This is a genomic window from Burkholderia sp. AU31624, from assembly GCF_020420065.1.
GTDB lineage: Bacteria > Pseudomonadota > Gammaproteobacteria > Burkholderiales > Burkholderiaceae > Burkholderia.
Map to the genome: position 1 here is coordinate 362,050 of NZ_JAIZRT010000003.1, position 18,924 is coordinate 380,973.

The following is an 18,924-nucleotide window of genomic DNA, read 5'->3' on the forward strand; positions in this document are numbered from 1 at the left end:
CGCATCACGTCATTCAGGCAATTTCGACTTCGACGACGACCGGCGTCGCCGCACGCAGCGCGTCGGTCAACGTGTCGCGCAGGCGCGTGGCATCGGTCACGCGTACGCCCCGGCAGCCCATCCCTTGCGCAAGCGCGACGAAATCCAGGTTCGGCAGATCGGTGCCCTGCACGGGATCGTCCGGGCCGAAGCCGAACACCGGCGCGAAATCCTGCAGCGCCGCGTAGCGCCGGTTATTGAGGATCACGAACGTGACCGGCAGCTTCAGCTGCGCGGCGCTCCACAGGGCCTGGATCGAATACAGGCTCGACCCGTCGCCGATCAGCCCGATCACGCGCCGGCCCGGCTGCGCGAGCGCGACGCCGACGGCGGCCGGCATCCCGTAGCCGAGCCCGCCGCTGTCCATCGTGTAGAACGTGCCGCTGTGCGTGAACGGCAGGTGTTCCTGCATCACGGGCCGCGCGCTCGGCGCTTCCTCGACGACGATGTCGTCCGCGTCGCGCACGTCGGCGAGCGTCTGCAGCGCGAACGCGACCGGCATGCGCTCGCCGGCGGCCGGCGGTTCGACGCGCGCACGCGGCGGCCGCGGCGCGGGCATCGGCCGTTCGGGCGGCGCCGGGCGCGCGAGCAGGTCGCGCGCGGCGAGCCGCAGGTTGCCGACGACCGCATCGCCCGACGGCGTCCACGCGGCGATGCCCGGATCGTCGACGAGCTGCACGAGCGTCGCGCCCGGCGGCACGTGCGGGCCGAAGCCCTCGATGTGATAGGTGAACGCGGGCGCGCCGAACGCGAACACGAGGTCGTGCCCGTCGAGCCGCGCGACGATCTTCTCGCGGATCGCGGGCAGGAAGCCGGCGAACAGCGGATGGTCCTCGGGGAAGCTGCAGCGCCCCGACATCGGCGCGACGTACACGCGCGCACGGTGCCGCTCGGCGAGCCGCACGACGTCGTCCCACGCGCCGGCGCGATCGACGGCCGCCCCGACCACGAACGCCGGCCGCCGCGCGGCGTCGAGCGCATCGCCGAGCCGCGCGAGCGCGTCCGGGTCGGGCCGCACGACGCTGCTGACGTCGCGGCGCGGCAGCAGCTCGGCCGGCTGGTCCCAGTCGTCGACCGGGATCGACACGAATACGGGCCCACGCGGTTCCTGCATCGCGATGCGGTACGCACGCGCGATCGCGGCCGGCACGTCCTGCGCACGCGCGGGCTCGATGCTCCATTTCACGTACGGCTTCGGCAGCTCGGCGGCTTGCGTCGCGCCGAGGAACGGGTCGAACGGCAGGATCGCGCGCGCCTGCTGGCCCGCGGTGACGATCAGCGGCGTGCGGTTCTTGAAGGCGGTGAAGAGATTGCCCATCGCGTTGCCGACGCCCGCCGCCGAATGCAGGTTGACGACCGCCGCATTGCCGGTGGCCTGCGCGTGGCCGTCGGCCATCCCGACCACGACGGCTTCATGCAAGCCGAGTACGTAGCGGAAATCGTCCGGGAAGTCGCGGAACATCGGCAACTCGGTCGAGCCGGGATTGCCGAACACGCGGTCGATGCCGAACTGGCGAAGCAGGTCGATCACCGCATCGCGAACGGTGATCGGTGCGGCGGAAGGGGGCGTAGGGCCGGACATGCTCGGGCGTCTCCTCGATGGCTTGGCGGTTTCCACAGTATCGAAGCGCGAGCCATTCTCGGATACTGTATTTTTTGCGATAAGCCATACCGTTCCGACATGACTTTCGACCTCCGACAATTGCGCGCCTTCACGACGATCGTCGCGTGCGGCAGCCTCGGCCGCGCGGCCGACGCACTGCACGTGACGCAGCCGGCGCTGAGCCGGATCCTGAAGCGGCTCGAGGACCAGGTCGGCGCGCCCCTGTTCGAGCGCCATTCGAAGGGCGTGCAGCTCACCGCGTTCGGCGAGGCGCTGCTGCCACACGCGACGCTGCTGCAGCATGAGGCCGAGCACGCACGCGAGGAGCTCGACGCGATGCGCGGGTTTGCGAAGGGCACGATCAAGGTCGGCACGGTGGGCAGCATCGCGAGCCTCGTGCTACCGGTTGCGGTCGGCCGTGTGCTCGACCGCTGGCCGAACCTGCGCGTCGAGATCATCGAAGGCGTGTGGGACCGGCTCGCGGAAGGGCTGAACAAGCACGAGATCGATCTCGCGCTGTCCGCGCACGGGCCCGATACCGACGAGATCGTCGCGATTCCCGAGTGCCGCTGGGAGGATCGCAGCCACATCGTTGCGGCGCCGCACCATCCGCTGCGCACGCTCGGCCGCGCGCCGACGCTCGTCGACACGCTGCACGCGCGCTGGGCGATTCCGCCGCGCGGCACCGCGCCGTTCGACCACATGCGCGCGACCTTCGACGCACACGGGCTCGCGCTGCCCGACATCGCGGTCGAGACGCGCTCGGTTACTACATTGAAGAGCCTCGTCGCGCATGCGGGCTTCCTGAGCTGGATGGCCGAGCCGATGTACGGCGCCGAGCAGCGCGCCGGCACGATCGACACGTTGCCCGTGCGCGAAGTCGTCGCGGTGCGCACGCTCACCGCGTTCCGGCGCCGCCACGGCATCCTGCCGGGGCCAGCGGGCAAGCTGCTCGAGGAACTCGTCGCGTTGACGCGCGAAGGTCGCTGACGGCGCTTTCCGCACCGGCCACCCGTTCGCGCCCTCCCGCCCCACCCGCACGCCACCGCCGCAGCGCACCATCGAAATGCCGTTTCCCCGCCTTGACTTTCGCTCGCCCGAATACGATCATTCGCTCACACAAAGAGCAAATGATCGTATTCGACAGGACTGTCAGGCACGAACAGGAGACACACCGGATGAGCGCATCGCCCTCCGCCCGCACGCCCGTGCTGCTGCACATCGGCGCGGGCTCGTTTCACCGCGCGCACCAGGCGTGGTATCTGCATCGCGTGAACGCGGCCGTCCCGGCCGACGAGCGCTGGTCGCTGACCGTCGGCAACATCCGCGACGACATGCGCGCGACGATGGACGCGCTCGCCGCGCAGCACGGCGCCTACACGCTCGAAACCGTCACGCCGCAAGGCGAGCGCGCGTACGAGACGATCCGCGCGATCACGCGCGTGCTGCCGTGGTCGATCGACCTCGCCGCACTGATCGACGCCGGCGCCGATCCGGCCTGCCGGATCGTGTCGTTCACCGTGACCGAAGGCGGCTACTACCTCGACGAACACAACCGCCTCGACCTCGCGAACCCCGATCTCGCGGCCGACCTGCAGGGCGCGCGCACGACGCTGTACGGCGCGCTCGCGGCGCTGCTCGCCGAACGCGTGAAGCGCGGCGCGGGCCCGCTCACGCTGCAGAGCTGCGACAACCTGCGCAACAACGGCGCGCGCTTTCGCGCGGGGATGCGCGAATTCCTCGAGCGGCGCGGCCAGGCCGACCTGCTCGCGTGGTTCGATGCGAACGTCGCGACACCGAGCGCGATGGTCGACCGCATCACGCCACGCCCGACCGCCGACGTGCGCGAGCGCGTGCTGGCGGCCACCGGCTTCGACGACGCCTGCCCGGTGATGGGCGAATCGTTCATCCAATGGGTGATCGAGGATCGCTTCGCGGCCGGCCGGCCGAAGTGGGAAGTGGCCGGCGCCGAACTCGTCGACGACGTGCACCCGTACGAGGAAGCGAAGATCCGCATCCTCAACGCGACGCACAGCTGCATCGCGTGGGCCGGCACGCTCGCGGGCCATACGTATATCCACGAAGGCACGCACGACGCGGCGATCCGCCGCTTCGCGCACGACTACGTGACGCAGGACGTGATCCCGTGCCTCACGCCGAGCCCGCTCGATCTCGCGCGCTACCGCGACGTCGTGCTCGAACGCTTCGGCAACCCGTACGTGCTCGACACGAACCAGCGCGTCGCGGCCGACGGTTTCTCGAAGATTCCCGGCTTCATCGCGCCGACGCTCGCCGAATCGTTCGCACGCGGCGCGGCGCCGGTCGCCACCGCCGTGCTGCCCGCGCTGTTCCTGCGCTTTCTCGAGCGCTGGGCGCGCGGCGCGCTGCCGTACGCGTACCAGGACGGCGTGATGGACGAAAGCGCCGCGCGCGCGATCGTCCAGGCCGACGACCCCGTCGTCGCGCTGGGCGCGAACCGACAGCTGTGGGGCTCGCTCGCCGGCAACGCCGCGCTGTTCGAGGCCCTGCGCGGCGGACTCCGGCATGTCGACGCATGGCTCGCGGCACGCTGACGCGCATCCGGGCGAACCTACCTTGGCACGGGCGCGGCCGCGCGGCTAAAGTAGCGACTCCCCACTGACGGAACGGATCGCTCATGTATCTCGGCATCGACCTCGGCACCTCGGAAGTGAAGGTGCTGCTGCTCGCCCCGGACGGCACGGTCGTCGGCACCGCCGGCTCGCCGTTCACCGTGTCGCGGCCGCATCCGCGCTGGGCCGAACAGCATCCGGACGACTGGTGGCAAGGCACGCTCGCCGCGCTCGCGGCGCTGCGCGAACGGCACCGCGACGCGTTCGCGGCCGTGCGCGGCATCGGCCTGTCGGGCCAGATGCACGGCGCCGTGCTGCTCGGCCGCGACGATCGCGTGCTGCGCCCCGCGATCCTGTGGAACGACATGCGCAGCGCCGACGAATGCGCGCTGCTCACCGAACGCGCGCCCGATCTCCACGCACTGGCCGGCAACCTCGCGATGCCGGGCTTCACCGCGCCGAAACTGCTGTGGGTCGCGAAGCACGAACCCGACGTGTTCGCGGCGACCGCCTGCGTGCTGATGCCGAAGGACTACCTGCGGTTCCGGCTGACCGGCGCGAAGGTGTCCGATCCGTCGGACGCCGCCGGCACACTGTGGCTCGACGTCGCGCGCCGCGACTGGTCGGACGCGCTGCTCGCCGCGTGCGGGATGACGCGTGAGCAGATGCCGCGCATCGTCGAAGGCAACGCGCCGTCCGGCACGCTGCGCGCCGACATCGCACGCGAACTCGGGCTGTCGGAGGCCGTCGTGGTGGCCGGCGGCGGCGGCGACAACGCGACGAGTGCGCTCGGCATCGGCGCGATCCATGCGGGCGACGGCTTCGTCTCGCTCGGCACGTCCGGCGTGCTGAGCGTGGTCGGCGATCGCTTCATGCCGAACCCCGCATCGGCCGTGCATGCGTTCTGCCATGCGATTCCCGATCGCTGGCAATTGATGAGCGTGGTGCTGTCGGCCGCGAGCTGCCTGCGCTGGGTCTGCAAGCTGACCGGCACCGACGAGCCCGCGCTGCTCGCGGAAATCGAAACGCTCGACGCCGACGCGCTCGCAACGGCCCCGCTGTTCCTGCCCTACCTGTCCGGCGAGCGCACCCCGCACAACGACCCGTACGCGCAAGGCGTGTTCTTCGGGATGACGCATGCGACCGAACGCGCGCACCTCGGCTATGCGGTACTCGAAGGCGTGACGCTCGGCCTCGCCGACGGTCTCGACGCGCTGCATGCGGCCGGCGTCGAAACCGACCAGCTGTCGCTGATCGGCGGCGGCGCGCGCAGCGCGTTCTGGGCGCAGCTGATCGCCGATGCGCTGAACGTGCGCACGCGCCAGCACGGCGGCGGCGAAACCGGCGCGGCACTCGGCGCGGCACGGCTCGGCTGGCTGGCCGTCGGCGGCGATCCGCATGCGGTGCTGACCAAGCCGCCGGTGCGCGCCGAATACGCGCCCGATGCGGCCCGCCATGCGCTGCTGCGCGAACGCCTCGATGCGTTCCGCGCGCTGTACCGTCACGTGCAGCCGCTGTACGAGCCGTCGCGCGCACGGCTCGCGTAAGGGCCGCACGTCACGCGCGGCGGCCGTCGGCCGTGCGCGCGACATGCGGTACAGTGGATGCCGCCATGCGGCCCGCCGGCCGGCCCGCGGGGCGCCCCCCGATCCGAACCGAATCGCTATCGTGTCCAAGTCCTCAGAAAAACTCGATCTCGCCACGCGTGCCGCGTGGCTCTACTACGTCGCGGGCGACACGCAGAACGAAATCGCGGAGAAGCTGCAGGTATCGCGCCCGGTCGCGCAGCGCCTCGTCGCGTTCGCAGTCGAGAAGAACCTGATCCGCGTGCGCGTCGACCACCAGCTCGCCGACTGTCTCGATCTCGGCGCGCAGCTGTCGAAGCGCTACGGCCTCGCGATGTGCGAAGTCGTGCCCGTCGATGCCGATGCGCCCGACGCGATCGACCGCAAGCTCGCGGTCGCCGGCGCGCAGGTGATGGAGCGCTACCTGAACGAAACCCGGCCGATGGTGATCGCGGTCAGCAGCGGCCGGACGCTGAAGGCCGCGGTCGCGCAGATCGCGCAGATCGACCGCCCGCAGCACCGGCTCGTGTCGATGGTCGGCGCGATCGCCGCCGACGGCTCGTCGAACCGCTACGACGTCGCGCAGTACATCTCCGAGAAAACCGGCAGCAAGCACTTCCTGCTGCCCGCGCCGCTGTTCGCCGACAGCGACGCCGAGCGCGCGCAGTGGTGCAATCACCGGCTGTACCGGATCGTCGAGGCGCTGTCGGGCAAGGCCGACGTTGCGTTCGTCGGGATCGGCAACATCGGCCCACACTGCCCGCTCTATGAAGACGGCTTCATCACCGAACAGGAGCGCGACGAGATGACCGCGCTCGGCGCGGTGGCCGAACTGCTCGGCGTGCCGATCGACGCGCAGGGCACGCAGATCGCCGTATCGACGAGCGCGCGCGTAACGAGCGTCGCGCTCGCCACGCCGCCGAAGCTGCCGACGATCGCGTTCGCCGGCGGCCCGAAGAAACACGACGCGGTGATTGCCGCGCTGCGCGGCGGCTGGCTGTCGGGGCTCGTCACCGACGAAGCGTGCGCGCGCGCCGCGCTCGCCGCGAAAGCGACCTGACGCAGAAGCCGCGCACCGCGCGCGGCTGTGTCGAACGCTCAAGCCGCGTGCGGCGCCGGAAACGCATGCCGGCGCGCACGCCACGCGCCGCCCCCCACACCGTGATCGTGGGGCCGGCATCCGCCCCCCAGGCCGCGCGCGTTCATAGACTAGATGGCCGAACCCCTGCGCGTCTGACCGGCGCAGGCGCCGGCCGTCATGCGGCCTTCGCGTGCACGCTCAACCGCCGGAACGCCCGCCCGTGCTCGTCGAACAGGTGGCAGTGCTCGGCGTCCGCGTGCACATGCAGCGCCTCGCCGGTGCGGTACGTGTCGAGCGGCGGAATCCGCGCGATCAGCCCGTCCGGCGCGACGGCCGACTCCGCGTACAGATACGCGGCATCGCCGAGCGACTCGACGGCCATCACCCTGGCAGCAACGCCGGTCGCCGAAGCTTCGACTTTCAGATGCTCGGGCCGCACGCCGACCGTCACCGCCGCGCCGCGCTGCAAGCCCGCTGCTTCGACCGCGACGCGCTGCGTCTCGCCGCTGTCGAAACGCACGAGCACGCCGCCCGTATCGACCGCTTCGACGATGCCCTTCAGGAAGTTCATCTTCGGCGAGCCGATGAAGCCCGCGACGAACTGGTTCGCCGGCGCGTGGTACAGCTCGTTCGGTGTGCCGACCTGCTGCACCGCGCCGCCCGACAGCACGACGATCTTGTCGGCGAGCGTCATCGCCTCGACCTGGTCGTGCGTCACGTAGATCATCGTCGTCTTCAGCTCGTCGTGCAGCCGCGCGAACTCCAGCCGCATCTTCACGCGCAGCGCCGCGTCGAGGTTCGACAGCGGCTCGTCGAACAGGAACACCTTCGGCTTGCGCGTGATCGCGCGGCCGATCGCGACGCGCTGCCGCTGGCCGCCCGACAGCTGCTTCGGCTTGCGGTCGAGCAGATGGTCGATGTGCAGGATCTTCGCGGCCTGCTTCACCGCCTGGTCGATCTCCGGCTTCTTCGCGCCCGCGAGCTTCAGGCCGAACGCCATGTTGTCGTACAGCGTCATGTGCGGGTACAGCGCATACGACTGGAACACCATCGCGATGCCGCGCTTCGCGCTCGGCACGTCGTTGACCTTCGCGCCGTCGATCAGCAGGTCGCCGCTCGAAATATCCTCGAGGCCGGCGATCATCCGCATCAGCGTGGATTTGCCGCAGCCGCTCGGGCCGACGAACACGACGAATTCGCCGTCGGCGATGTCGAGGTTCACGTTGCGCAGCACTTCGGTGTCGTCGTAGCGCTTCGCGATGTTGCGCAGGAGCACGCTTGCCATGATCTGTCTCCGTTCGTTCGTGATGCGCCGCGTCGAACGCGGCGCGCAATCATTCGGGGTGGCTAGTTCGGCAGCACCGCGCCGGTCGCCTGCCAGCGCGCGACGTAGCCGGGCAGCTCGTGCATGTCGTCGAAGACGTGACGCGCGCCGATGCCGCGCAGCGCGTCGATCTGCGCGGCCGACGCATGCCCGCCGCCGACGAAGCCGAGCACGGTCATGCCGGCCGCGGCGGCCGCGGTGATGCCGGTCACGCTGTCCTCGACCACGAGGCACCGGGCCGGCGCGACGCCGAGCGTGCGCGCCGCCGCGAGATACACGTCGGGCGCCGGCTTCGGCCGCGCGACGGCGTCCGCGCAGAACAGCCGGTCGCCGAAGAAGCGTGCGAGGCCCGTGCGGGTCAGCGCCGCCTCGACGTACGCACGGTAGCTGTTGCTCGCGCAGGCCGTCGTCAGTTCGATCGCGGCCAGCGCCGCATCGATGCCGTCGACCATCGGCGCGTTGACGGCCGCCGCCTCGACCGCGGCGCGGATTTCGACGACGTCGTCGTTCGACAGCGTGCGGCCGAGCGCGTCGCATGCGCCGGCCAGCACGCGCTCGATGCGCAGCCCGAGCAGCGGCATCACGGCCGGCCGCGCATCCGCGCCCGGCCAGCGGGCATCGAGTTCGCGCACGAGCACGTCGGCCGCCACCGCCTCGCTGTCGATCAGCACACCGTCGCAATCGCAGATCAGGACGTTCATCGCGGTCATTTGACGGCTCCGAACGTGAGCCCGCGCACGAGCTGCTTCTGCGACAGCCAGCCGACGATCAGGATCGGCGCGACCGCGAGCAGCGACGCCGCGGACAGCTTCGCCCAGAACAGCCCCTCGGGGCTCGAGTACGACGCGATGAACACGGTCAGCGGCGCCGCATTCGAGCTCGACAGGTTGATGCTCCAGAATGCCTCGTTCCACGACAGGATCACGAGCAGCAGCGCGGTGGACGCGAGCCCCGGCAGCGCCATCGGCATCAGCAGGTAGACGATCTCCTGCCACGTCGACGCGCCGTCGATGCGCCCGGCCTCGAGGATGTCCTTCGGGATCTCGTTGAAGTACGTGAAGGTCATCCACACCGCGATCGGCAGGTTGATCAGCGTGTAGACGATCACGAGGCCCGACACGGTATCGAGCAGCCCCGCGTTCTTCCACAGCAGGTAGATCGGCACGAGCACGCCGACCGACGGCATCATCTTGGTCGACAGCATCCACAGCAGCACCTTCTGCGTGCGGTGGTTCGGGAAGAACGCCATCGCGTACGCGGCCGGCACCGCGAACAGCAGCGAGATCACCGTGACGCCCGCCGAGATCAGCACCGAGTTCCACGCGAACGCGAAGTAGTTGCTGCGCGCGAACACCTCGCGGAAGCTGTCGAGCGTCGGGATGAAGAACAGCGACGACGCATACGCCTGCTGCTCGGTCTTGAACGCGGTGATCGCCATCCAGAAGATCGGGAAGAACAGCAGCAGCGCGATCAGCCACGCGAGCGTGCCGGGCAGCGCGCGCCGCACGAGGTCGAACACGGCCGGCACGCGCCGGCTTTCCAAAGTCAGGTCGCTCATTTCTCGTATTCCCCCTTCAGGTTGCGCGCGAGCATCCGCACGAGGAAGAACGACACGACGTTCGCAACCACCACGGCGATGATGCCGCCCGCGGACGCGAGGCCGACGTCGAACTGCTGCAGGCCGAGCGCGTAGATCAGGTAGGACAGGTTGGTCGTCGCATTGCCGGGGCCGCCGCCGGTCGTCGTGTAGATCTCCGCGAAGATCGACAGCAGGAAGATCGTCTCCATCATCACGACCACGGCGATCGCCCGCTTCAGGTGCGGCAGCGTGATGTAGAAGAACATCGCGATCGGGCCCGCGCCGTCGATGCGCGCCGCTTCCTTCTGCTCCTGGTCGAGCGACTGGATCGCGGTGAACAGGATCAGGAACGCGAACGGCAGCCACTGCCACGCGACGATGATGATCACGGCGGTGAGCGGGTAATCGGCGAACCAGTCGATCGGCGTCATGCCGAGCGCGCGCATCGCGTTCGCAACGAGCCCGTACACCGGGTGCAGGATCATGTTCTTCCAGATCAGCGCGGACACCGTCGGCATCACGAAGAACGGCGCGATCGCGAGCAGGCGCGCGACGCCCTGCCCGTAGAACTTGCGGTCGAACAGCACCGACATCAGCACGCCGCCGATCACCGTGATCGCGAGCACCGCGCCGATCAGCACGAGCGTGTGCCAGATCGCGGGCAGGAACGACGGATCGGTCGCGAGGAAGCGGTAGTTGTCGAGCCCGGCGAAGCCCTTCACGTCCGGGTTCAGCAGGTTGTAGCGCGAGAACGAATACCAGATCGTCATCGCGAGCGGAATCGACATCCACAGCAGCAGCACCGCGACGGACGGCGAGACGAGCCAGCTCGCGCCGCCGCGCGCGCGGCGCGGCGCGCCGGGCGGCGACGACGCGTCGCCGACCGACGGCGCGTGAGCGTGGCTCAGGGGAAGACGCAGGTGACGCATGATCGGAGTCCCTCCGGTTGATGCGCGGGCGCGAAGGCCTGCCCGCCTGTCAGCTTCGACGACGCGCACCGTGCGCCACCGCGCACGGTGCGGGCCGCGTTACTTCTTGTAGCCGGCCTGCCGCACCGCGCGGTCGGCGGCGGCCTGCCCGGCGGCGAGCGCCTGGTCGACCGACATCTGGCCCGCGACCGCACCCGCGATCGACTGGCCGACCACCGTGCCGAACGACTGGAATTCAGGAATCCCGACGTACTGCACGCCCGTGTACGGCACCTTCTTCAGCGACGGATCGTTCGGGTCGGCCGTCTCGATCGCCTTCAGCACGAAGTCCGAGAACGGCGCGGCGGCCTTGTACTCGGGGCGCTGATAGGTCGACGTGCGCGTGCCCGGCGGCACCGACGCCCAGCCTTCGTCCTTGCCAACCATCTCGATGTACTGCTTCGACGTCGCCCACGCGATGAACTTGCGCGCGGCGTCCTGCTGCTTCGACGTCTTCGGCACGGCCAGCGCCCACGCCCACAGCCAGTGCGAACCCTTCGGCGTAGCGGCGACCGGCGCGGCCGCGAAGCCGATCTTGTCGGCCACCTGCGACTGCTGTTTGTTATAGAGCATGCCGGCCGCGACCGTCGCATCGATCCACATCGCGCACTTGCCCGATGCGGTGAGGGTCAGGTTCTCGTTGAAGCCGTTCGAGCTCGCGCCCGGCGGGCCGTTCTTCTTCAGCAGGTTCACGTAGAAATTGATCGCCTTCTTCCACTCGGGCGACGTCAGCTGTGCGTTCCAGTTCTCGTCGAACCAGCGCCCGCCGTACGTATTCACGACCGTCGACACGTACGCCATATTCTCGCCCCACCCCGCCTTGCCGCGCAGGCAGATCCCGTAGGTGCCCTTCGCCTTGTCGGTGAGCTTGTCCGCGAATTCCGCGATCTGGTCGTAGGTCGGCTGGTCGGGCATCTTCAGCCCCTTCGCCGCGAACAGGTCCTTGCGGTAGAACGTCATCGAGCTCTCGACGTAGAACGGCAGCGCGTACAGCTGACCGTTGTACGACAGGCTGTCGCGCGCGGTCTTCACGATGTCGTTCAGGTCGTAGTCGGCGGGCAGGCCCGTCATCGGCGCGAGCCAGCCGCGCTTGCCCCACTGCGGCGTCTCGTAGGTGCCGATCGCCATCACGTCGAACTGGCCGCTGCCGGTCGTGATGTCGGTCGTCGCGCGCTGGCGCAGCACGTTCTCCTCGAGGATCACCCAGTTCAGCTTGATGTCCGGGTTCGCCTTCTCGAAGGCCGGCGACAGCTTCTTCAGCTCGATCATGTCGGGATTGTTCAGCGTCGCGATCGTCAGCGTGCCGGCGGATGCGGCGCAGGCCGCCGTCGCGAGCGCGGCTCCGGCGAAGCAGCGTGCGGCGGCGTCGAGCATCTTTCGTTGCATGGCATGTCTCCTGTGTTTGTTCGAGGTGTCGTCGGTACTGCGTTTCCTTCGCGGCCCGTCACGCCGGCCGCTGCATTCCGCACGCGCGCGCATAGTGCGCGATCACGTCGCGTATCCGGTGGCGCACCCACGCGCGCGGTTCTTTCGCCAGGCCGCCCGCGCGGCAGGCCGCGTACACGTCCGGCAACCACTGCGCGACGAGCGTTTCCGGCACCGGCTGCCGCGCGAGGTTGTCGAACAGTTGCTCGACCGCGGCCGCGACGGCCGGCTGCAGCCAGTAGTAGCGGATCCGGTCGCTGTAGCTGAACTGGCGCGCGAGCCGCTGCGCGGTCTCGTCGCCGCGGTAGTACGGTGCCCAGTGCTCGGGCTGCGCGCGCATCGCGGCGTCGACGACGTCGCGCAACCGCGAGCGCTGCGCGACGTCGTCGATCAATGCGTCCTCGATGAAGGTCAGCGCGAACAGCGCCTCGCGCAGCGCGAACGTCAGCGCGGGGCCGACCTTCAGCACCGCGAAGTGGTCGCGCACGAGCGCGGCGAGCGCCCCCTCGGTCTGGTAATCGGTCGAATGCGCTTCGAACACGAGGCCCGGTGTCTGAAGGATACTCGCGCCGAGCGACGCCGCTTTCGCACTGTCGTAGTCGAGCACGTGGCGATCGTCGAAGTCGACCCCCGGCTGCGCGACGATCGCGACGACGCGTGTCCACGCATCGTCGAGCCCGGCTGCCGCGAACGCGTGGCGGTGCGCGTCGAGCGTCGCCGCGATGCTGTCGCTGCGCGTGACCGCGATCTGCGCGATCGCGGCGTCGCCGTTGTCACCGCTGCCGCTGACCTCGCCGCCCGGCGTCGGCACCTCGGTGCCGATCACGTAGACGGGCGCGATGCCGGCGCGCGCCGCCGCGTCTTCCGCGGCGCGGCACAGCTCGGCCGCGCGCGCGGCGATCGTGCGATCGTCGAGCCGCGCCGGATCGTCCGCGCACGCCATGCTCGCATCGAGGTGGATCTTTTCGAAGCCGGCTTCGACGTACGCGGCGACCATCGCGCCCGCTTCGCGCATCGCATCGGCCGCGCGGCGATGCCGCCACGGGTTCGGGCCGAGATGGTCGCCGCCGAGCACGAGCGCCGACGGCGGCAGCCCGCAACGCTGCGCGATCGCGTCCACGTCGCGGCGGAAATCGGCAGGCGTCATCCCCGTATAGCCGCCGAGATGGTTCACCTGGTTGCAGGTCGCCTCGATCAGCAACGGCGAGCCGTCCGCGCGCGCGGCTTCACACGCGGCCTCCAGCACGAGCCGGTGCGCGCTGCAGATCGCATAGATGCCGCGCTGCGCGTTAGCGCGGTTTGCGTCGAAGATCATCCGCAGCACGGCGTCCGCGTGCGCGGTGCGCGAACGTTCGGCGAAGGTCGTCAGGCCGGACATGCGATACCTCGTTCGGTCAGGAAACGGTCGATTTCGGCCGCGCTGCTGTTGCCCTCCATCGGGCCGCGCCGCGTGACCGCGATCGCCCCGGCCGCGTTCGCGCGACGCAGCGCAACCTCGATCGGCACGCCGGCGACGAGGCTCGCGACCAGCGTGCCGCCGAAGCAGTCGCCGGCGCCGGTCGGATCGACTTCGTCGACCTGGAACGCCGGCGCTTCCGCCCGGTGCGCGCGATCGAACGCGACGCTGCCTTGCGCGCCGCGTTTGAGCACGACCCGCTCGAGTAGCGGATGCGTCGCGAGCAGGCCCGCGATCGCGCGCTCGGCCGGCTGCGGCCCGCAGAAGAACGGCAGGTCGGCTTCGCTCGGCAGGAACAGGTGGCACGCGGCGAGCATCGCGTCGAGCGCCGCGCGCATCGGGCGAAAACTCAGCATTTCCGGCCGCACGTTCGGATCGAACGACACCTTCGCGCCGGCGCGCGCGGCCTCGATCACGCCGCGCTGCACGGCCGCGATCGCCGATTCGCTCGTCAGCGACGAGCCCATCACATGAAAATAGCGGCAGCCGTCGAACATCGCGGTATCGACATCGGACGCATCGACACACGCGGCCGCGCTGGTCGACAACGTGTACACGAAACTGCGCGAACCATCGTCGCGATACGCGACGAACGCGGTGCCGGTCGGGCGCGCGACGCGACGGATGCGCGCGACGTCGACACCATCGCGTTCGAGCCGCGCGACGATCGCGTCGCCGAATGCATCGCGGCCGACGCAGCCCGCGTACGCAACACGTGCACCGAGCCGCGCGGCCTGGTCGGCGAAGATCGCCGGCGCGCCGCTCGGGAACGGCCCCTCGAACAGGCCCGGCGTATCGAAACCCTGGCCGCGCTCGGCGGCGACGAATTCGGCGAGCAGTTCGCCGGCGACGACGATCTCGGCCATCAGGCTAACCCTCCTCGTTCGACGGCGGCCGCGACGTTCGGGGCGGCCGCCTCATCGCAGGCCGGCCGGCGGGTGGCGCGTGCGAGCGGCATCACTTCAGCTCATCCAGTTGCCGCCGTCGACGTTCAGCGTCTGGGCGGTGATGTAATCGGCGTCGGACGACGCGAGGAACAGCGCGGCGCCCGTCAGGTCGCCCGGCACGCCCATGCGGCCGAGCGGCACGGCTTCGCCGACCAGCCGCTTCTTCTCGCCGAGCGGCCGGTTCTCGTAGCGCGCGAACAGCGCATCGACCTGCTCCCACATCGGTGTGTCGACGACACCCGGCGCGATGCCGTTCACGTTGATCCGGTGCGGCGCGAGCGCAAGCGCGGCCGACTGCGTGTAGCTGATCACCGCGGCCTTGGTCGCGCAGTAGTGCGAAACGAGTGCCTCGCCACGACGCCCGGCCTGCGACGACATGTTGACGATCTTGCCGCCACGGCCCTGCTCGACCATCCGCTGCGCGACGGCCTGCATCAGGAAGAACAGCCCTTTCACGTTGACCGAGAACAGCCGGTCGAACACGTCCCACGATTCGTCGAGGATCGGCCGCATGTCGAACAGCGCCGCGTTGTTGAACAGGATGTCGACGCCGCCGAAGCGCTCGACCGCCGTGGTGACGATCCGCTCGATGTCGTCGCGGCGCGTGACGTCCGCGGTGACGGCCACCGCGCGGCCGGGGTTCGCCTCGATGAGCCGCGCGAGCGAGCCGCCTGCCGGCTTCAGGTCGACGAGCACGCAGCGTGCGCCCTCGTCCAGATAGCGTTGCGCGACCGCTTCGCCGATGCCGCTTGCGGCGCCCGTCAGGATTGCGACCTTGTCTTCCAGTCTCACTGGCTGTCTCCGGTTCGTTCTGCGTGTCGACGGCTGCGAGGTGAGCGAACGCTCGCGAACCGATCAATTGCTCTGTTAGTGATCGAATGATCGGATACGCGATTCGCGCTGTCAAGGCGACGTGACGGCTTTCTATGACGCGCTGCGGCACAACGGCGCACCGCGGGGACCCGCCGCGCACGCCCGGCAAGGGCTAGCGCGCACGGTGCGGCGCAGCCGGATCGGCGATGAAGGGGACGGAGCGAGGACGGAAACGGGATTTCGCGCTGCACGGCGCGGCGATACGTTATATCATCGCCGTACTTTGTTTCATCGCGCTGCTTCACGCCATGGCTACCTCATCGCCCATTGACGCCCGGCTGTCCCGGGCCGACGCATTCGCCGCCGAGCACGGGCTCGCGTGGACGCCGCTGCGCCGCCAGGTCTACGAGCGCGTGCTGGCCGCGCAGCGCCCGATCGGCGCGTACGACCTGCTCGCCGAGCTCGAGCCGCAGCGCGGCCGCGTGCCGCCCACGACCGTCTACCGCGCACTGGATTTCCTCGTCGAGCACGGCTTCATCCACCGGATCGAATCGAAGAACGCGTTCTTCGCGTGCTGCGAGATCGGCGTCCCGCACGAAGGCCAGTTCCTGATCTGCGACTCGTGCGGCGACACCGTCGAGATTCCCGGCGGCGACCTCGCGAAGCAATTGTCCGCGAGCGAGCCCGCGCACGGTTTCGAAGTCCACCACCAGGTCGTCGAGCTGAGCGGCCTGTGCGGACACTGCAAGCACAAGCCCGTGCAACGCTGACGCATCTCGCGCGGCGCACGCGCCGCCCCTTCCAACGAGGAGTTCCATGTCCATTGCCCTGAAGCGCGCGCCGCGGCGCGCCCTGTCGCCTGTCCGCTGGCTCGCCGTCGCTGTCGCCGCCCTGTCGCTCGCGGCGCCCGTGTTCGCGCAGGCCGCGACCGTCAACGTCGTGGCCGCCGAGAATTTCTACGGCGACGTCGCGTCGCAAATCGGCGGCAGCCACGTAGCGGTGACGAGCATCCTCAGCAATCCGGACCAGGATCCGCACCTGTTCGAAGCGAGCCCGAAGACGGCCCGCGCGCTCCAGCACGCGCAGGTGGTGATCTACAACGGCGCCAACTACGATCCGTGGATGAGCAAGCTGCTCGGCGCGTCGAAGCAGGCGAAGCGCGCGACGATCGTCGTCGCCGATCTGGTCGGCAAGAAGGCCGGCGACAACCCGCACCTGTGGTACGCCCCGGCGACGATGCCGGCCGCCGCGCGCGCGATCGCGGCCGAGCTCGGCCGTGCCGACCCGGCGAACAAGGCCGAATACGACGCGAACCTGCAGAAGTTCGTCGCGTCGCTGAAGCCCGTCGACGACAAGGTCGCCGCGCTGCGCGCGCAGTACAAGGGCGTGCCGGTGACGGCCACCGAGCCCGTGTTCGGCTATATGTCCGACGCGATCGGCCTCGACATGCGCAACCAGCGCTTCCAGCTCGCGACGATGAACGACACCGAGGCGAGCGCACAGGACGTCGCCGCGTTCGAGAACGACCTGCGCAAGAAGCAGGTGCGCGTGCTGATCTACAACAGCCAGGCCGAAGAACCGATGACCAAGCGCATGCTGAAGATCGCGCGCGACGGCGGCGTGCCGACCGTCAGCGTCACCGAGACGCAGCCGGCCGGCAAGACCTTCCAGCAATGGATGGCCGGCCAGCTCGATGCGCTCTCGACCGCGCTGGCCGCCGGCAAGAAATGAACACTCCGTAACGACATGACCGTCACTCCTCACGCACTCGCCGTCGATCGCGTCACGCTCGAGCTGGGCGGACGCACGATCCTGCGCGACGTCAGCTTCTCGATCGAACCCGGCGAATTCGTCGGCGTGCTCGGGCCGAACGGCGCGGGCAAGACGACGCTGATGCGCGCGGTGCTCGGCCTCGTGCCCGTGTCGGCCGGCACGCTGTCCGTCGGCGGCGTGCCGGTCGTGCGCGGCAACGCGTCGATCGGCTACATGCCGCAGATCCGAAGCGGCCTCGCGAACCGCCGGATGCGCGGCTACGACTTCGTCGCGATGGCCGCCGACGGCCACCGCTGGGGGCTGCCGCATACGAACGCGGCGACGCGCCGCGACGTCGACCGCGTGCTCGACCTCGTCGGCGGCCCGGCGCTCGCGCGCCGGCCGCTGTCGGAACTGTCCGGCGGCGAGCGGCAGCGCCTGCTGCTCGCGCAGTGCCTGCTCGGCAACCCGAAGCTGCTGCTGCTCGACGAGCCGCTGATCAGCCTCGACCCGAATCACCAGCGCGGCGTCGTCGAACTGGTGCGCAACGTGCAGCGCGAACTCGGCATCACCGTGCTGTTCTCCGCGCACGAACTGAATCCGCTGCTGAACGCGCTCGACCGCGTGCTGTATCTCGGCAACGGCGTGGCCGCGCTCGGCACCGTCGACGAGGTGATCACGAAGCCGGTGCTGTCGCGGCTCTACGGATCGCCGATCGACGTGATGCGCGTGAACGGCAAGATCTTCGTGATGTCGGGCGACGTCGAGATCGAGAAGCACGACCACGAACACGAGGACGACGACGGTCACTCGCACGGCGGTGGCGGCGGCCACGGCCATCACCACCACGGACACGCGCATCCCGGGCATTCGCACGATGTTTGAATACGACTTCATGATCAACGCCTTCGCGGCGTCGGGGATCGTCGCGGTGCTCGCGGGCATCGTCGGCTATTTCCTGGTGCTGCGCGGGCAGACCTTCGCCGGCCATGCGCTGTCGCACGTCGGCTTCACCGGCGCGACGGGCGCGGTGCTGCTCGGCATCTCGCCGATCTGGGGGATGGTCGGCTTCACGCTTGCAGCCGGGATCGGGATGGGCGCGCTCGGCGAGAAGCTCGCGGGCCGCGACGTCGCGATCGGCGTGATCCTGTCCGGCGCACTCGGCTTCGGCCTGCTGTTCCTGCATTTCTATACGTCGTTCGCGACGCAGGTCACCGCGCTGCTGTTCGGCAACGTGCTCGCGGTGAGCCACGACACGCTCGCGGTGCTCGCCGGCATCGGCGCGGTGAGCCTGCTCGCGCTCGCGCTGATCGCACGGCCGCTGCTGTTCGCGTCGCTGCAGCCCGAACTGGCCGAAGCCAAGGGCGTGTCGCTGCGCACGGTGTCGATGCTGTTCCTCGCGGTGTGCGCGCTCGCGGTGGCCGCGGCGACGCAGATCGTCGGCGTGCTGCTGGTGTTCACGCTGCTGGTCGGGCCGGCTGCCGCCGCGCAGAACGTGACGACGCGGCTGTCGACCGGCGTGCTGCTCGCCGCGCTGTTCGCGCTGTTCGAAGCGTGGCTCGGCATCGTGCTCGCGTATCACACCGACTGGCCGACGAGCTTCTGGATCACCGCGCTGTCGGCACTCGTGTACGGCGCGAGCCTGTTGCGGCGCCACTGAGCACCGCCTGGCGGATCGCCGCCCGAAGGAAATAAAAAACGCCGGCGTGCCCGAGGGCAGCGCCGGCGTTTTTTTCATGCGCCCGCGATCGCGCGGTGCGGCGTGTGCCGCGGTGTGCGTT

At 69.7% G+C, this 18,924-nt stretch carries 17 protein-coding genes; 8 read left to right on the forward strand and 9 right to left on the reverse strand.

Translation table 11 applies throughout. The annotated features are described in order from the left end of the window. Window positions 1-13 precede the first annotated feature (13 nt). Window positions 14-1,621: a benzoylformate decarboxylase gene (gene mdlC, locus LGM89_RS12005; RefSeq protein WP_226273115.1), complete on the reverse strand. Its 1,608-nt coding sequence runs from the start codon at window positions 1,619-1,621 to the stop codon at window positions 14-16. Window positions 1,622-1,720: 99 nt separating this feature from the next. Between mdlC and LGM89_RS12010 the strand changes: the two genes are divergently transcribed. The 4 genes from LGM89_RS12010 (at window position 1,721) to LGM89_RS12025 (ending at window position 6,858) form a co-directional block, all read left to right on the forward strand. Beyond that, a complete protein-coding gene (locus tag LGM89_RS12010; protein ID WP_226273116.1) occupies window positions 1,721-2,632 on the forward strand; it encodes a LysR family transcriptional regulator in 912 nt (303 codons plus the stop codon). 188 nt (window positions 2,633-2,820) lie between these two features. Next, entirely contained in the window at window positions 2,821-4,215 is a 1,395-nt protein-coding gene (dalD, locus tag LGM89_RS12015; RefSeq protein ID WP_226273117.1) for a D-arabinitol 4-dehydrogenase, read from the forward strand. Window positions 4,216-4,298: 83 nt separating this feature from the next. Then, entirely contained in the window at window positions 4,299-5,780 is a 1,482-nt protein-coding gene (gene xylB, locus LGM89_RS12020) for a xylulokinase (RefSeq protein ID WP_226273118.1), read from the forward strand. Between the two features lie 121 nt (window positions 5,781-5,901). Further along, on the forward strand, window positions 5,902-6,858 hold the full coding sequence (locus LGM89_RS12025) for a sugar-binding transcriptional regulator (protein ID WP_226207177.1): 957 nt from the start codon (window positions 5,902-5,904) through the stop codon (window positions 6,856-6,858). A 196-nt stretch (window positions 6,859-7,054) separates the two neighbouring features. Here LGM89_RS12025 and LGM89_RS12030 read toward each other — a convergent pair whose 3' ends face one another. The 8 genes from LGM89_RS12030 to LGM89_RS12065 form a co-directional block, all read right to left on the reverse strand. Beyond that, the gene (locus tag LGM89_RS12030) at window positions 7,055-8,164 is read right to left on the reverse strand and encodes an ABC transporter ATP-binding protein (protein ID WP_226273119.1); all 1,110 of its coding nucleotides are present in this window, start codon (window positions 8,162-8,164) and stop codon (window positions 7,055-7,057) included. 62 nt (window positions 8,165-8,226) lie between these two features. Beyond that, window positions 8,227-8,913, reverse strand: coding sequence for an HAD family hydrolase (locus LGM89_RS12035; protein WP_089495528.1), 687 nt, complete (start codon window positions 8,911-8,913; stop codon window positions 8,227-8,229). After that, window positions 8,910-9,761: a carbohydrate ABC transporter permease gene (locus LGM89_RS12040; protein ID WP_089495529.1), complete on the reverse strand. Its 852-nt coding sequence runs from the start codon at window positions 9,759-9,761 to the stop codon at window positions 8,910-8,912. Before LGM89_RS12040 ends, LGM89_RS12035 begins: the two co-directional genes overlap by 4 nt. Continuing rightward, a complete protein-coding gene (locus LGM89_RS12045; RefSeq protein WP_046544533.1) occupies window positions 9,758-10,711 on the reverse strand; it encodes a carbohydrate ABC transporter permease in 954 nt (317 codons plus the stop codon). The genes LGM89_RS12040 and LGM89_RS12045 overlap by 4 nt, the downstream gene beginning before the upstream one ends. Window positions 10,712-10,810: 99 nt before the next feature. After that, window positions 10,811-12,136, reverse strand: a complete 1,326-nt coding sequence (locus LGM89_RS12050) for an ABC transporter substrate-binding protein (RefSeq protein WP_089446309.1) — start codon at window positions 12,134-12,136, stop codon at window positions 10,811-10,813. Window positions 12,137-12,194: 58 nt separating this feature from the next. After that, the gene (locus LGM89_RS12055; protein ID WP_226273120.1) at window positions 12,195-13,553 is read right to left on the reverse strand and encodes a D-tagatose-bisphosphate aldolase, class II, non-catalytic subunit; all 1,359 of its coding nucleotides are present in this window, start codon (window positions 13,551-13,553) and stop codon (window positions 12,195-12,197) included. Beyond that, a complete protein-coding gene (locus LGM89_RS12060) occupies window positions 13,541-14,497 on the reverse strand; it encodes a sugar kinase (protein ID WP_226273121.1) in 957 nt (318 codons plus the stop codon). The genes LGM89_RS12055 and LGM89_RS12060 overlap by 13 nt, the downstream gene beginning before the upstream one ends. A 96-nt stretch (window positions 14,498-14,593) precedes the next feature. After that, window positions 14,594-15,370: an L-iditol 2-dehydrogenase gene (locus LGM89_RS12065; RefSeq protein ID WP_089426211.1), complete on the reverse strand. Its 777-nt coding sequence runs from the start codon at window positions 15,368-15,370 to the stop codon at window positions 14,594-14,596. 329 nt (window positions 15,371-15,699) lie between these two features. Here LGM89_RS12065 and LGM89_RS12070 point away from each other — a divergent pair, with 329 nt between their 5' ends. From LGM89_RS12070 to LGM89_RS12085, 4 genes are read left to right on the forward strand one after another with little or no spacing between them, the layout of a single operon-like run. Further along, window positions 15,700-16,161: a Fur family transcriptional regulator gene (locus tag LGM89_RS12070; protein ID WP_174941393.1), complete on the forward strand. Its 462-nt coding sequence runs from the start codon at window positions 15,700-15,702 to the stop codon at window positions 16,159-16,161. Between the two features lie 46 nt (window positions 16,162-16,207). Continuing rightward, the gene (locus LGM89_RS12075) at window positions 16,208-17,122 is read left to right on the forward strand and encodes a metal ABC transporter solute-binding protein, Zn/Mn family (RefSeq protein ID WP_226273122.1); all 915 of its coding nucleotides are present in this window, start codon (window positions 16,208-16,210) and stop codon (window positions 17,120-17,122) included. Between the two features lie 15 nt (window positions 17,123-17,137). Further along, a complete protein-coding gene (locus LGM89_RS12080) occupies window positions 17,138-18,028 on the forward strand; it encodes an ABC transporter ATP-binding protein (protein WP_226273123.1) in 891 nt (296 codons plus the stop codon). Further along, a complete protein-coding gene (locus LGM89_RS12085; protein ID WP_027789245.1) occupies window positions 18,021-18,803 on the forward strand; it encodes a metal ABC transporter permease in 783 nt (260 codons plus the stop codon). The genes LGM89_RS12080 and LGM89_RS12085 overlap by 8 nt, the downstream gene beginning before the upstream one ends. The last annotated feature ends 121 nt before the right edge of the window (window positions 18,804-18,924 follow it).

What these genes read in the sequence shown, in the direction of transcription:
- mdlC (WP_226273115.1), bottom strand. Translation starts at nt 1,621, where the DNA reads ATGTCCGGCCCTACGCCCCCTTCCGCCGCACCGATCACCGTTCGCGAT.
- LGM89_RS12010 (WP_226273116.1), top strand. Translation starts at nt 1,721, where the DNA reads ATGACTTTCGACCTCCGACAATTGCGCGCCTTCACGACGATCGTCGCG.
- dalD (WP_226273117.1), top strand. Translation starts at nt 2,821, where the DNA reads ATGAGCGCATCGCCCTCCGCCCGCACGCCCGTGCTGCTGCACATCGGC.
- xylB (WP_226273118.1), top strand. Translation starts at nt 4,299, where the DNA reads ATGTATCTCGGCATCGACCTCGGCACCTCGGAAGTGAAGGTGCTGCTG.
- LGM89_RS12030 (WP_226273119.1), bottom strand. Translation starts at nt 8,164, where the DNA reads ATGGCAAGCGTGCTCCTGCGCAACATCGCGAAGCGCTACGACGACACC.
- LGM89_RS12035 (WP_089495528.1), bottom strand. Translation starts at nt 8,913, where the DNA reads ATGACCGCGATGAACGTCCTGATCTGCGATTGCGACGGTGTGCTGATC.
- LGM89_RS12040 (WP_089495529.1), bottom strand. Translation starts at nt 9,761, where the DNA reads ATGAGCGACCTGACTTTGGAAAGCCGGCGCGTGCCGGCCGTGTTCGAC.
- LGM89_RS12045 (WP_046544533.1), bottom strand. Translation starts at nt 10,711, where the DNA reads ATGCGTCACCTGCGTCTTCCCCTGAGCCACGCTCACGCGCCGTCGGTC.
- LGM89_RS12050 (WP_089446309.1), bottom strand. Translation starts at nt 12,136, where the DNA reads ATGCAACGAAAGATGCTCGACGCCGCCGCACGCTGCTTCGCCGGAGCC.
- LGM89_RS12055 (WP_226273120.1), bottom strand. Translation starts at nt 13,553, where the DNA reads ATGTCCGGCCTGACGACCTTCGCCGAACGTTCGCGCACCGCGCACGCG.
- LGM89_RS12060 (WP_226273121.1), bottom strand. Translation starts at nt 14,497, where the DNA reads ATGGCCGAGATCGTCGTCGCCGGCGAACTGCTCGCCGAATTCGTCGCC.
- LGM89_RS12070 (WP_174941393.1), top strand. Translation starts at nt 15,700, where the DNA reads ATGGCTACCTCATCGCCCATTGACGCCCGGCTGTCCCGGGCCGACGCA.
- LGM89_RS12075 (WP_226273122.1), top strand. Translation starts at nt 16,208, where the DNA reads ATGTCCATTGCCCTGAAGCGCGCGCCGCGGCGCGCCCTGTCGCCTGTC.
- LGM89_RS12080 (WP_226273123.1), top strand. Translation starts at nt 17,138, where the DNA reads ATGACCGTCACTCCTCACGCACTCGCCGTCGATCGCGTCACGCTCGAG.
- LGM89_RS12085 (WP_027789245.1), top strand. Translation starts at nt 18,021, where the DNA reads ATGTTTGAATACGACTTCATGATCAACGCCTTCGCGGCGTCGGGGATC.